The organism is Aeromicrobium fastidiosum (assembly GCF_017876595.1).
In the GTDB taxonomy this organism is placed as follows: domain Bacteria; phylum Actinomycetota; class Actinomycetes; order Propionibacteriales; family Nocardioidaceae; genus Aeromicrobium; species Aeromicrobium fastidiosum.
Genome location: NZ_JAGIOG010000001.1, coordinates 1,349,888 through 1,363,641 on the forward strand (window position 1 = coordinate 1,349,888; position 13,754 = coordinate 1,363,641).

The 13,754-nt window shown below is 69.8% G+C and carries 11 protein-coding genes; 6 read left to right on the plus strand and 5 right to left on the minus strand.

The annotated features are described in order from the left end of the window. Positions 1–67: 67 nt before the first annotated feature. Genes JOF40_RS06695 through JOF40_RS06710 form a run of 4 tightly spaced genes read right to left on the minus strand, consistent with a single transcriptional unit; the run spans position 68 to position 3,204 of the window. The gene (locus JOF40_RS06695; protein WP_129181259.1) at positions 68–1,312 is read right to left on the minus strand and encodes an alpha-hydroxy acid oxidase; all 1,245 of its coding nucleotides are present in this window, start codon (positions 1,310–1,312) and stop codon (positions 68–70) included. Beyond that, positions 1,312–1,980, minus strand: coding sequence for a GntR family transcriptional regulator (locus tag JOF40_RS06700; RefSeq protein WP_129181261.1), 669 nt, complete (start codon positions 1,978–1,980; stop codon positions 1,312–1,314). Before JOF40_RS06700 ends, JOF40_RS06695 begins: the two co-directional genes overlap by 1 nt. A gap of 29 nt (positions 1,981–2,009) precedes the next feature. Then, on the minus strand, positions 2,010–2,522 hold the full coding sequence (locus JOF40_RS06705; RefSeq protein ID WP_129181263.1) for a hypothetical protein: 513 nt from the start codon (positions 2,520–2,522) through the stop codon (positions 2,010–2,012). A gap of 55 nt (positions 2,523–2,577) precedes the next feature. Continuing rightward, a complete protein-coding gene (locus JOF40_RS06710) occupies positions 2,578–3,204 on the minus strand; it encodes a TetR/AcrR family transcriptional regulator (protein ID WP_209674423.1) in 627 nt (208 codons plus the stop codon). A gap of 182 nt (positions 3,205–3,386) precedes the next feature. On the opposite strand from JOF40_RS06710, the gene JOF40_RS06715 reads away from it, so the two are divergent. The 6 genes from JOF40_RS06715 to JOF40_RS20190 all read left to right on the plus strand — a co-directional run bounded on the left by JOF40_RS06715 (position 3,387) and on the right by JOF40_RS20190 (position 11,686). Then, positions 3,387–4,190, plus strand: coding sequence for an SDR family NAD(P)-dependent oxidoreductase (locus tag JOF40_RS06715; protein WP_129181266.1), 804 nt, complete (start codon positions 3,387–3,389; stop codon positions 4,188–4,190). A gap of 70 nt (positions 4,191–4,260) precedes the next feature. Then, positions 4,261–5,385 (plus strand): DUF5938 domain-containing protein, encoded by a 1,125-nt coding sequence (locus tag JOF40_RS06720; RefSeq protein WP_129181268.1) that lies wholly within the window; start codon positions 4,261–4,263, stop codon positions 5,383–5,385. Positions 5,386–5,466: 81 nt separating this feature from the next. After that, complete coding sequence (locus JOF40_RS06725) at positions 5,467–6,927, plus strand: class I adenylate-forming enzyme family protein (protein WP_129181270.1); 1,461 nt, start codon at positions 5,467–5,469, stop codon at positions 6,925–6,927. A 70-nt stretch (positions 6,928–6,997) separates the two neighbouring features. After that, positions 6,998–8,905, plus strand: a complete 1,908-nt coding sequence (locus tag JOF40_RS06730; protein ID WP_129181272.1) for a primary-amine oxidase — start codon at positions 6,998–7,000, stop codon at positions 8,903–8,905. Between the two features lie 98 nt (positions 8,906–9,003). After that, entirely contained in the window at positions 9,004–10,563 is a 1,560-nt protein-coding gene (locus JOF40_RS06735; RefSeq protein ID WP_129181274.1) for an amidohydrolase, read from the plus strand. A gap of 145 nt (positions 10,564–10,708) precedes the next feature. Continuing rightward, a complete protein-coding gene (locus JOF40_RS20190) occupies positions 10,709–11,686 on the plus strand; it encodes a quinone oxidoreductase family protein (protein WP_129181276.1) in 978 nt (325 codons plus the stop codon). Positions 11,687–11,759: 73 nt separating this feature from the next. Here the strand turns inward: JOF40_RS20190 and JOF40_RS06745 are convergent, their stop codons facing one another. After that, positions 11,760–13,724, minus strand: coding sequence for a GMC family oxidoreductase (locus JOF40_RS06745; protein ID WP_129181278.1), 1,965 nt, complete (start codon positions 13,722–13,724; stop codon positions 11,760–11,762). Between the last annotated feature and the right edge of the window lie 30 nt (positions 13,725–13,754).

The window sequence follows — 13,754 nt, forward strand, 5'->3', positions numbered from 1 at the left end:
GGGGCTCGAGCAGGGGAAGGGGCCAGCGCACACGCCGTGCGCTGGCCCCTTCCCCGTCCACCAGGCGTCAGCCGTGGCGGCGTGGGCGTGGCGTCAGTCGCTCTAGCTGGGTCACGTGTGCGGGCTCGAGCTCGTCGATCGAGGCGGCTCCCAGCAGCTTCATGGTGCGGACCATCTCGTCCTCGAGGATCGCGATGGTGCGGTCGACGCCGGCGCGTCCACCGGCCATGAGGCCGTAGAGATAGGCGCGCCCGATCATCGAGAAGTCGGCACCGAGAGCGGAAGCAGCCACGATGTCCGCGCCCGACATGATGCCGGTGTCGACGCCGATCTCGAGGGCCGAGCCAACCTCGCGCTTGACGTCAGGCAGCAGGTGGAAGGGGATGGGGGCGCGGTCCAGCTGGCGTCCGCCGTGGTTGCTCAGGATGATGCCGTCGACACCCTGGGTCGCGAGCTGCTTGGCGTCCTCGAGGTTCTGCACGCCCTTGACCACGATCTTGCCGGGCCAGATCTCGCGAATGACGTCGAGGTCGGCGTACGAGATGGTCGGGTCCATCGCCGAGTCGAGCAGCTCGCCCACGGTTCCGCCGGTCGAGCTGAGCGACGCGAACTCGAGCTTCGGTGTGGTCAGGAAGTCGTACCACCACCACGGACGGACGGCCGCGTTCACGATGGTTCGCAGCGAGATCTGCGGCGGGATCGAGAAGCCATTGCGCTTGTCGCGCAGTCGGGCACCCGCGACGGGGGTGTCGACGGTGAACTGCAGGGTGTCGAAGCCGGCCGCAGCGGCTCGCCGCGCCAGCTCGTAGGAGATCTCGCGGTCTCGCATGACGTAGAGCTGGAACCAGTTGCGGCCGTGCGGGTTGGCCGCCTGGACGGCCTCGATCGAGCACGTGCCGAGCGTGGAGAGGGTGAAGGGGATGCCTGCAGCGCCAGCGGCACCGGCTCCAGCGATCTCCCCCTCGGTCTGCATGAGGCGCGTGAAACCGGTGGGGGCGATCGCGAACGGGAGACGCGAGGGGCCTCCGAGGATCGTGGTCGACGTGTCGACCTTCGCGGCGGGTCGCAGCACGCGGGGGCTGAACTCGACGTCCTCGAACGCCTGACGGGCGCGGGCCAGAGACAGTTCCCCCTCGGCGGCACCGTCGGTGTAGTCGAAGGCCGCCCGGGGCGTGCGGCGCTTGGCGATCGTCCGCAGGTCATGGATCGTCAAGGCCTTCTCGAGGCGTCGACGCCTGGGGTCGAGGACCGGCTTCTTGAACTTCAGCAGGTCGAAGATCTCGACAGGGCGGGGGAGCTGGCGCTGGACCATCAGGTCACCTTCTGGGCGGTGGGGTGGGTGGAGTCGTAGTGGGCGACGAGCTGATCGCGCGAGGCCAGAACGTGCTGGCGGGCGAGGGCGCTGGCTCCGGCGACGTCGCCTGCCGCGATCGCGTCGAGGATGGCCTGGTGCTCGGCGACGATCTCGTCGCTCGACCGCAACCGGTGCGCCTCGATCTGAGCGATGCCCAGCTCGATCTCACCCATCAGCAGGTCGTGCAGCCTGGGCAGGCGCGTCGACGTGGTGCCGTGGACGAGTGATCGGTGGAATGCGAGGTCGGCCTCGGCGTAGGAGCCCCCGGAGGGTCGCTCGCGCAACGTGCAGTGTGCCGTCGTGGCCTCGGCAGGGACGGTGGCGGTTGAGGCGAGGAGCTCGACGGCGGCCACTTCGATCGCTGCGCGGCTCACGAAGAGGTCGATGATGTCATCGCGGTCGAGCACGCGAACGCGTGCCGCGTGGTGCGGCTTGCGCACCAGTATCCCGTCTGCGACCAGCTTGTCGATCGCGATCCGAGCGGTGGGTCGGGCCACGCCGAACGTCCGGGCGACATAGGCCTCCGTGACTGCGGTGTCACGTGCCAGCTCGCGTGACAGGACTGCTCTGCGCAGGCCGTCGACGACTGAGTCGGGACGGACGGCGACATCCTGGGCGGGCAACATTGTCTGACAATAACAGATTGTCTGACAACCTATGCGAGTCGGCCGCCGAGGTCTCGGCAATGCGGCCGACACATCTCAACGGGGTACCGGAGGCGGAGGTCGTGGCGAGCTGCATCGTGGAACGATTGACGGGCGACGTTGATCTCCGCGACGAGGGCATCCCAGGTGTCCGCGGTCAGGTGCTGGGCGTCGCGGTCGAGCTGCTTGCGCGTGTCGTTCACCTCTCCAGCCCACACGCGAGCCGCCGCTATCAAGCTCGGGTCGCCGACCACGAGCATCGGCTCGAAGGCGACGTCGCGGCGTTGGAAGACGCCGGCGAACAGCAGGACTGCTTGGTCGGGAGCGAGTGGGTCCGGCTGTTGGTCCAGGCCGTGCCAAGCGGCGACCCGGTAGAGCAGAGCCATCAGCGACTTCAGCTCGATCGCGAGGTCCGTGTACGCGCGGCGCCGTTGATCGCGCCACCGGGAGTCCTCCTCGCGCCGGTACTTGACCCGGTCGCCCCGGTACGTCGTAGTGAACGAGACGGCTGATCCGACGAGCACGGACCTGACACGCCGCTCGCCGCGCTTCACCGGCCGGGGCGCTCGCGATCGGGGTCTACGGCGATGGGCACACCAGCAGGTCGAGCAGCCGGACGCAGTCGTCACCGATGCGGTCGAGGGCCCCGAGATCGCCGGCCATGAACGCCACGAGTGCCTGCTCGAACGTCCCGTCGTAAGTCGAGTAGGCGAGCGCGGGTCGGACCGAGACCGTGGTGCCGAGCAGCCCGGCGTAGCGGCTGACGACCGACCAGATCATCTCCTCGAGCAGGGTGTCGATCTCCTGGATGACCGGTCGCAGCTCGGCGTCGAACATGCTCTGGTTGCGCAGGTCGTACCAGAGGCGGTGCATCGAGGCCTCGTCGCGCAGCGTGCCGGTCATGGCGTCGGCGAAGCGCGACTTCAGCTCGTCGGCGGTCGTGGCCGTCTCGACGATGTCGTCGTAGTGCTTCGCGCAGTCGAGCTTGTACTGGCGCACGCAGTGCTGGATGAGGTCGTTCTTGTCCTTGAAGTAGTAGTGCAGGACGCCGTGGGAGAACTCGGAGTTGTCGGCGATGTCGCGCAGGCCCGTGTTGGCGTAGCCGCGCTCGGCCAGGGTCACGAGGGCGGAGGTCGCGAGCTGCTCGCGTCGCCGACCGAACTTGTCGGTGCCGGCCCTGCTCGCCCGGTCGTCGTACGTCGCCATCGTCATCCCCTCTCGTGTGGTCGCCCCGCGGGTCCCGCGTCGGGTCGAGTCTAGGCGGAAACGACCGGCATCGTCGGCTCTCAGCCAGTTCTTTTGACAGTCGTCAAGATTTCTCTTGTCAACTGTCCAGTTTTCTGTTCTGCTGTGACCCAGGTCATAACCACTTCGGAAGGAACTTCGACATGGCAACGTGCGATCTCAGCGGCCGCAAGGTGCTCATCACAGGCGGTGCCCGCGGTCTCGGGCTCAAGATGGCCGAGACGGTGGCCACCCAGGGAGCCTCGGTCGTCATCGCCGACCTCGACGCCGAGACGGGTGCCGCGAGTGCCGCCGCTCTCGCCGAGGCCGGCCACCAGGCTGCGTTCGTGCACCTCGACGTCACCGACGACGCCTCGTGGGAGGCCGCGATGCCCGACGTGCTGGCCTCGCTCGGCGGGCTCGACGTCGTGGTCAACAACGCCGGCATCGAGATCACCGAGCTCTTCGTCGACCTCGACCCCGCCAGCGTCCGCAAGATCATGGACGTCAACGTGCTCGGCACGATGCTCGGCATCAAGCACGCCTTCCGGGCGATGCGTCCCGAAGGTCCAGCCGGAGCCGGCGGTGCCGTCGTCAACATCGCCTCGGTCGCCGCGACCATCGCGTTCCCGGGCATCGGTGCCTACTCCGCCTCGAAGTCGGCCATCGACCGGCTCACCCGCGTCGCCGCCGCCGAGTCGGGCCGGCTCGGCTACGGCGTGCGGGTCAACGCGGTGTGCCCCGGGCTCGTCCCCAACGCGATGGGCGGACAGCTCGCCAACGACACCGCGAACCTCGGTCTGTTCGGCTCGCCCGACGAGGCCGTCGGCGCGGTCATCTCGCTGACCCCGTCGGGCCGGCTCGCGACCGAGCAGGACATCGCCAACGGCGTCGCGTTCCTCGCGTCCGACGACTCGGCCTTCGTCAACGGCGTCTCCCTGTCGGTCGACGGCGGCATGGGCATGTAGCCCACCCGCCCCGTCCGTCCGTCCGTCACAGCACAGACCCACCTCCCACCGTTCAGCAAAGGACCATCACATGAGTGACAAGCCCGTCGTCGTCTACGGAGCCTCCGGATACACCGGACGCCTGATCTGCGAGTACCTCCGCGAGTACAACATCCCCTTCGTCGCCGCCGGCCGCGACGAGGACAAGCTCACCGACTCGATGACGTCGTGGGTGCCCGGCATCGAGACCGCCAGCTACGAGGTCGTCCAGGTCGAGCACGAGGTCGGCGCGCTCACGAAGCTGTTCTCCGGCGCGTCCGTCGTGCTCAACACCGTCGGCCCGTTCAGCAAGTTCGGCCCCGAGGTCGTCGAGGCGTCACTGGCCGCCGGTGTCCACTACACCGACACGACCGGCGAGCAGGACTGGGTCATGCGGTGCGACGAGGAGTACGGCAGCGACTTCGCCGCCGCCGGCCTGCTGCTGTCGCCGGGCCTCGCGCAGATGTACACGACCGGCGAGATCGCCGCCGAGATCGCACTCGAGAAGCCGGGCCTCGACACGCTCGACATCGCGGTGTTCTGGGGCGGCAGCCCCACGGTCGCCTCGACCCAGACGATTCTGTTCAACGCCGCGCTGTCGGGCGCCAACTACCTCGAGCAGGACACGTACGTGCCGTTCGATCCCGACGCCGGCCACTACCACCTCACCATCCCCGGCCAGCACGAAGTCGCGCTCGCCCTGCCGTGGGGAGGGACGTCCCACCCGGTCTGGTACCGCCGCGACCCCCGCGTCGCCAACGTCAAGGCGCTCGGCGGCGTGTTCAACCGCGGCCTGATGCTGGCCGTGCCGCAGATCGTGGCCGGTGCCATCAAGGCCACCGAGGGCATGGGCGTGGAGGAGAAGTACGCCGCGCTGGCGGCCACGGCCGCACAGGTCATGGGCGAGATGCCGCCGCGCGAGAACCCGCGCGTCAACAAGTCGATGGACTCCGTCCACGCCTCCGGACCGCTCGGCCGCGCGCACGTCGTGATCCACGGCAAGGAGAACTACAAGCAGACCGGCCTGCTGCAGGCCTACGCCGCGTACGCGCTGCTCCAGCAGCCGCCGCGACGGGTCGGCTTCGCCTCGGGCTGCCAGGCGTTCGGGCACCGCGAGCTGCTGGGTCAGCTGCAGGGCTTCGGGCTCGTCCAGGCACCTGTCGTCACGATCGGCTGACGACACCCCAGCTCGTCCGCGGGGCGTGACCGCACACCGCCCCGCGGACGACCGCCACCTGTTCCACCGCGAAAGGACCCCATGCACTTCTCGACACTTCCCGACGACCGCGCCGCCGCAGAGCCGGACGCTCCGGCGATCGCGGACGACACGACGACGCTGACCAACGCCCAGCTCGCCGAACGGGTGAGAGCGGCCGCGGGAGCCCTCGTCGACCACGGCGTGGTCGGCGGCGACGTCGTGGCGGTGCAGCTGGCCAACCGGGTCGAGCTGCTGCTCGTCCTGTTCGCGGCGTGGCGCATCGGCGTGACGGTCAACCCGCTCAACCCGGTGCTGACCGGTGCCGAGGCGACCCATCAGGTGCTCGACGCGCGGTCCGTCCTGCTCGTGACGGCAGACGGCACCGGACCGGTGGAGGGCGTGACGACCATCGGCGTCGCCGCCCTCGACTCGACCACGCCGACAACCCCCGCCGTCCCGGCGAGCGACGACCTCGCGCTGCTGATCTACACCAGCGGAACCACCGGTCAGCCCAAGGGCGTGATGCTGACGCACGCCAACCTCGACGCCATGACGGAGTCGTTCATCGAGTGGCTCGACATCACGTCCGACGACCACAGCATGCTGGTGCTGCCGCTGTTCCACGCCAACGGGATCGTGCTCGGCACCCTCACGCCCCTGCGCGCCGGTGGCCGGGTCTCGATCACCGGCAGGTTCTCACGCGACCGGTTCTTCGCGGACGTCGAACGGCTGCGGCCCACCTACTTCTCGGCCGTCCCGGCGATCTACGCGATGCTCAGCGCGCTGCCCGACGACGTCCACCCCGACACCTCGTCGCTGCGCATGGCGGTGTGCGGTGCCGCGCCGATGCCGGCCCAGCTGATCCGGCGCTTCGAGGAACGGTTCGGCCTGACCCTGGTCGAGGGCTACGGGCTCTCCGAGACGACGTGCGCCTCGACGATCAACCCGCTGCACGGCACGCGCAAGCCCGGCACGGTCGGGCTGCCGCTGCCCGGCCAGCGCGTCGACGTCGTCGACCCCGAGGGTCGCCACCTGCCCGCCGGCGAGGTGGGAGAGGTGGTCATCGCCGGGCCGACCGTCATGGCCGGCTACCTCCACAAGCCGGAGGAGACGGCTCGCTCTATCGTCGACGGCTGGCTGCGCACGGGCGACGTCGGTCGCTTCGACGAGGACGGCTACCTGGTGCTGGTCGACCGGGTCAAGGACATGATCATCCGCGGCGGCGAGAACATCTATCCCAAGGAGATCGAGTCGGTGCTCTACCGGCATCCCGACGTGCTGGAGGCCGCCGTGGTCGGGCGGCCGGACGACGTGCTCGGCGAGGTGCCGACCGCCTTCGTCTCGCTGCGGCCCGGCGCGACGGCCGACGCCGAAGCCCTGCTCGACCTGTGCCGCGGCGTGCTCAGCGCGTACAAGCTGCCGGTGCACATCGAGCTGGTCGGCGAGCTGCCGAAGAACCCGGTCGGCAAGATCGACAAGCCGGCACTGCGCAGGGACCTGTCGCCGACGCCGATGAGCTAGGGGGCAGGAAGAGTTCGGTGAACGAACCTCCCCGTTGGGGGACGGGCTGTCAGCGTGGCACGGTCTCTGCATGCACTCCGCCCTCTTCGACTCCCTGACGGCCAGCGAGATCTCCCGTGCCTCGGCGCTCATCAAGAAGCACGGCATCGCCGGTGACCGGCCGGGGTTCGGCTCGCTGTTCGTCAACGAGCCCGACAAGGCGAAGGTGCGCGCAGGAGAGGCCATCAGCCGCCAGGCCCGCGCGATCGTGCTCGACCGCAGGTCGGCCGCCACGTGGAACGTCGTGGTCGACCTCGACGCGGAGACGATCGTGTCGTCCGAACAGCTCACCGAGGGCAGCGCGCAGATGCTGGCCGGGGAGGTCGAGATCGTCGACACCCTCGCCAAGGCCGACCCGCGCTTCGTCGAGGCCCTCGCCAAGCGGGGCATCACCGACCTGACGCTCGTGCAGCTCGATCCGTTCGGCGTCGGCAACCGAGCCGATCTCGACCTGACGGGCAAGCGGCTCTGGGCGGGCGTCACCTACTTCCGCCACTTCGAGGACGACAACGCGTACGCCCACATCGTCGAGGGTGTCATCGTCCTCGTCGACACCGTCGCCGGCGAGGTCGTCGCGGTCGAGGACGCCGGAGTGCGTCCGATGCCCATGACGTGCGGCAACTACACCGCCGAGCACAACCTGCCGATGCGAGCCGACGTCGCGCCGCTGGAGATCACCCAGCCGAACGGCCCGGGCTTCGTCCTGGACGGCCCGCAGATGACGTGGCAGAAGTGGCGCTTCCGTATCGGCATGCACCCCATCGACGGCCTCGTGCTGACGGGCGTCGAGTACAAGGACGGCGACGACTACCGCTCGATCATCCACCGTGCCGCGGTCGGCGAGATGATCGTGCCCTACGGCATCCCGCAGGACGCCCACTACTTCCGCAGTGCCTTCGACGCCGGCGAGTACGGCCTCGGCAGGATGGCCAACTCGCTCGTGCTGGGCTGCGACTGCCTCGGTGACATCACCTACATGGATGCCGTCATGGCCGACGACGACGGCAACCCGGTCACGATCGAGAACGCGATCTGCATCCACGAGGAGGACGCCGGCATCCTGTGGAAGCACACCGACTGGGTGACGGGCAAGGTCGACGTGCGGCGCTCGCGCAAGCTCGTCGTCAGCTTCATCGCGACGGTCGGCAACTACCACTACGGCTTCTACTGGAACTTCTTCCAGGACGGCCACATCGAGGTCGACACCAAGCTCATGGGCATCGTGCAGACCATCGCCTACGAGGGTGACCTGCCGGGCCAGGCGAGCCCCGTGGCCGAGAACCTCGCCGCGACGTGGCACCAGCACCTGTTCAACTTCCGGCTCGACATGGAGGTCGACGGCTGGCAGAACACCGTCTACCAGACCGACGTCGACGGCGAGCCGGTCGGACCGACCAACCCGTACGGCAACGCGATCCGGGTGACCAAGACCCCCATCAGGAACGAGCTGGACGGCGACGGGCTCACCAACCCGCAGACCTCCCGCACGTGGACGGTCGTCAACCCGCACAAGACCAACCAGTGGGGCGTCCCCGTCGGCTACAAGCTGCTGCCCGGCTGGGCATCGGACACCCTCATCGCCCAAGAGCCCTCGCTGATGGTCAAGCGTGCGGGCTTCGCCACCAAGAACGTGTGGGTCACGCCGTACTCGCCCGACGAGATCCATGCCGCGGGCGACCACCCCAACATGGACACGTCGGGCAACGGCCTGGCCCTGTGGTCGGCCGCGAACCGGCCGGTCGAGGACACCGACGTCGTGCTCTGGCACACGCTCGGCGTGACCCACATCCCTCGTTCGGAGGACTGGCCCGTCATGCCCAACGAGGTCGCGAGCTTCATGCTGCTGCCGGCCAACTTCTTCGACCGCAGCCCCGCGCTCGACGTGCCCGCGGCCGGGTGCAGCCACTGCCCGCCCGGGCAGTGCACCTGCTCGCACTGATCGGTCAGGAGCGGTGCGGTCCGGTGAGCGGGCCGCCTCGATGGCGTGGCCGGCCGTGATGACGTTGCATGGGCACGACCACGACGAGAGGTGCCCGCATGACCACGGCCTATGTCAACGCAGCCGTCTACACCGGCGATCCCGAGCGTCCTTGGGCGTCGAGCCTCGTCGAGCGCGACGGTGTCGTCATCGCTGTTGGTGACCACGCCGAGACGGCCGATGAGGTCGCCGCGGCCGATGAGATCGTCGACGTCGGCGGTCGCATGATCATGCCGGGGGTGCACGACGCCCACACCCACCTGGTCAGCGGTCTCAACCGGTGGGAGGTCTCGTTCGCGACCGACGCCGGAGAGGCCGAGATCCTCGAGGCGTTGAGGGCGTGGGACGGTCCACGGCCCGTGGACGCGCACGGCAACCGTTGGCTCGTGGGCGGCCGCTACTGGCCCGAGTCGCTCGCTGCGAACGGGCCGGACCGGGCCTTCCTCGACGAGGCGTTCCCCGACGAGCCGGTCATGCTCCACGACCGCTCGGCGCACAACGTGCTGGTCAACTCCACGGCACTCGAGCTGGCCGGCATCGACGCGTCGACGCCCGACACCAAGAACGGCAAGGTCGTCCGCGACGCCGCCGGCCGGGTCACGGGCGAGCTGTACGAGCAGGCCCGCTGGCCCGTGTTCCGGGTCATGGGAGTGCACGATGACGACGTCATGGGTCTCGCGGTGCGTCACGCCCGCGACCTCAACCACCGGTACGGCGTCACCTCGGTGCAGGACGCCTCCTCGACCGCCCAGCTGCTGCGGGTGCTGCGGTCGCTCGACGAGTCCGACGAGCTCGGCCTGCACGTCGCCGCGCACCTCGTGTGGCGCGAGGAGTCGTTCGGGATGGCGGGCCTCGACGAGCTCGACCGGATGATCGAGCACCACGACGACTACTCGTCACGGCACGTCGACACGCGGTTCGTGAAGTTCTGGCTCGACGGCTCGCCCATCCCGCCGTACTGGACGCACTCGTGCATTCACGACGACGGGACCGTCGACGAGGAGCACCTGCTCATCCCGCAGGACGAGATGAACGCCGCGATGGTGCGCTTCGACGCCGCCGGCCTGACGGTCAAGGTGCACTGCGGAGGCGAGGGAGCGATCCGGCGCGCCCTGGACGCGATCGAGAACGCCCGGGCTGTCAACGGCCCCGACGGGCCGCGCCACGAGCTGGCCCACTGCTGCCTCGTGGACCCCGCCGACTTCGGCCGGTTCGCCCCACTGCGCGTGGGTGCCGAGATGTCGCCGGCGGTGTGGCACCTCGCCGAGCACGACGTGACCCACCTCTACGAGTTCGACACCATCGTCGCGTCGGGAGCCGAGATGACCTTCGGCACCGACTGGAGCGTCGCCGAGACGCCCAACCTTTTCCCGGCCCTGCAGGGCGCGATCCAGCACGGCGACCACTCGATCGACCTCGCGACGGGGCTCGCCGCCATGACGGTGAACGGTGCGCGCGCCGTCGGTCATGACGACCGGCGGGGCACGCTCGCCCCCGGCAAGGCCGCCGACCTCATCGTGCTCGACCGCAACCTGTTCGAGATCCCGACCGATGAGATCGGCAGTACCGTCGTGCTCCGGACCGTGGTCGGCGGGCGGACGGTGCACGACCTGCTGTGACGGTGCGTGGGACTGCTGAGCGAGACAGCTGCGTTTACTCCCGCCGCTGCGAGGGCCATCGTGTTCGCATGACCGTGAACCGGGGCAACATCACGTCCGCCGCCCAGCGTCTCGCGCAGGCCGCCGGCCGTGCTGGCGGTTGGGCGTGAAGGCCCTCAGGATCCACGCATGGGGCGAGCCGCCACGGCTCGAGGAGGTCGAGGTTCCGCGGCCCGGCCCCGGCGAGGCGCTGGTCGAGGTCGCGGCCGCGAGCCTCTCGCACTTTGACCTGACGGTCGCGAGCGGCGAGTTCGGTATCCGACCCGAGCTGCCGTACGTCCCCGGCGTCGAGGGGGCTGGGACGGTCGTGCAGTCCGACGTGTTCGTACCGGGTGCCCGGGTGTCGATCCGCGGAGGAGGGGTCGGCGTCACGACGCCCGGCACGTGGGCCGAGCTCGTCGTCGTCCCGCACGGCTCCCTCGCCGAGGTGCCCGAAGGCCTCGACCTCGATCTCGCGGCCGTCGCCCACGACCCCCTCACGACGGCGCACGTGAGCCTGCACGGTGTCGGACGCCTGGGGGACTGGGCCGATGCGGGCGTCGAGTCGGTCGCCGACGAGGTCGTCCTGGTGACGGGCGCGGCCGGTGGCGTCGGCTCGATGGTCGTGCAGCTGGCGCTGCGGGCCGGCGCACGCGTCATCGCGTTGGTCTCGTCCGACGTGCGCTTCCCGTTGGTGCCGAAGGGCGCCGAGATCGTGTCGATGCAGGACGCCGGTCGCGCGGCCCAGCTGGCAGCCGACCCCGCCGTGACCCTGGTCGTCGACACGGTCGGTGGCGAGCACCTCGCCGAGCGCGTGGCGTGGGTACGACCGGGCGGTCGCGTGGCCGTCGTCGGCTACACGGCAGGCACGTCCGCGACCCTCGACCTGCCCAACTGGCTGCTGGCCGACGTCTCGGTGCTGCCGGTCAACCTGCTGCGCCGTGCCGGTGAGGGCGATGCCGTGGTCGGCGAGCTGACCCGTCTGCTCGTCGACGGTGAGCTGACCGTGGCCCTCGAGACCTTCGCGATGAGCGATGTCGCCGGGGCGCTCGACCGTCTGACCACGGGCCGCGTCAACGGCAAGGCCGTGCTGCACCCGCGCTAGGCCCTCGCGATTCGTGACGCTCTGCCCCGGTCCTCATCGAGGACCGGGGCAGAGCGTCACACATCGCGGGGTGTCAGCCGCGGGCGCTCCAGTCGTCGATGACGTGCTGGGCCGTCTTGCTGGCGAAGGCCTCGATCGAGACCATCGGGTTGACGCCGGGTGCCGTGGGCAGCGCCGAGGCGTCCACGACGTAGACGCCGGCGCAGTCGTGCAGCTGGCCGCGTCCGTCGACGACCGAGGTGGCGGGGTCGGTGCCGGTCGCGCAGGTGCCGCTCTGGTGGGCCGACAGCGTCAGCACGTCGTCCTTCTCCAGCGAGCCGAGGACGTCGAGGAACGCCTCGAAGTCCTCGCCCTCGCGCCAGCGTGGATCACCGGGGAGGAACGTGAAGACCTCCTTGGCGCCAGAGGCCTTGATGATGCGGGCGAGCTCTTGGTGCGTGCGGCGCACGATCGCGAGGTCGACGGGGTCGTCGAGGCCCCACGTCGCGACGGGCATCCCATCGGCGTCGCGCTCGATGTGACCTGCCCCGTGGTCGCGGGCGAAGCCCCAGACGCCCGACACGTGCTTGAGCCTCAGCTGCTCGCGCTTGTGCTGCTCGCCGTCGTGCCAGGGCGTCAGCCCGGTCCAGAAGCCGAGGCCCATGGGTGCGGCCTCGACGACGAACCCGTGGCCGTCCTCGACCTGGTTGAAGTCGTGGCAGACGCTCGTCAGGATCTGACCCGCCCACCCCTCGACGACCTCGTCGTAGACGCCGCTCATGAAGTACGACGGGTGCACGTGCAGGTTCTGTCCCACCGCCGGACCGCCGAGGCCCGAGCCCTGCAGCAGCGTCGGTGATGCCAGCGCTCCAGCCGCCACGACCACGACGGATGCCTCGATGACGACCTCGCGCTCCCCGTCGGGCGTGCGGACGAGGGCCCGCACTCCCGTCGCGCGCCCGTCGTCGTGCAGGACCTCGCGCACGTCGCAGTCGGCCAGCAGTCGTCCGCCGGAGTCGCTGGCGTCCTGCAGGAAGGTCTTCATCGTCGACTGCTTGCAGCCCACCAGGCAGCCCGCGTTGCACTCGCCGCAGAAGCGCGCGTCGTCGTCGCGGGCGTTGCGGGCGAGGGTCTCGTGCGTCATGCCCGCCGCGTCGAAGCCCCGGTTGAGGATCTGGTTGACGCGGTTGTGCACGGTGTTGGACGGGACGGCGTTGATGCGTCGCATGACCGACTCGATGTGGGGTCTCAGCTCGTCCCGCGTGGCGCCCACCATGCCGGCGGCCGCCCACTCGTCGAGGACGTAGTCGGGTGTCGGGAGGCAGGCCATCGAGTTGACGGTCGTGCCGCCGCCGACCGTGGAGCCGGCGAGCATGCCGACGCTGGCGTCGGTCGACCAGATGAAGCCGCCACCGAGGTAGAGGTTCGGGAACGACAGGGCCTCGAGCTGCGGGAGGTCGGGCTCGTTGCGGTAGGAGCCCTTCTCGAGCACCAGCACGTCGAGACCGGCATGGGCCAGACGGGCCGCCGCGACGCCGCCGCCGGCACCGGAACCGACGACCACGACATCGGCCTGCAGCGTCTGCTCGACGTCGGTCGGCAGCTCCTCGGTGCGCAGCGTCTTGGGGAAGGCCTCCTCCGAGGGAGGTGCCAGCAACGGTCCCGGGAACCCCAGCGCCGGCCACGTCGGGTTGGACATCTGCTCGTCGGGGACCGTGTAGAACATCGCCAGCACGGTGCTCTGCAGGACGAGGGCTCCGGGCCGGGTCGCGTCGGACTCGAGCGCATCCCGCCACACCGCGACGCGGCGATCGGCGTCGGCGTCGGCGAAGTCGTCACCGAGGGCGGTGAGCGTCGTCGTGACGAGGGTCTGCACATGGGGTGCCCACAGCGGGAGCACCGACGCCAGGATCTGGTCGACGGCCAGGTCCGTCGCGCTCGTGGTCCAGAGGGTGCGCTCGGCAGCGTCCTCGGCCGGGACGTCGATCGCCGGGACGATGGTGTCGCACAGGGCGCTGAGCAGGCGGATGTCGGTGGTGGGCGTCGTGTCGACGGTCACGGGGGCTCCTTCTCCGGGGGGACTCCCATG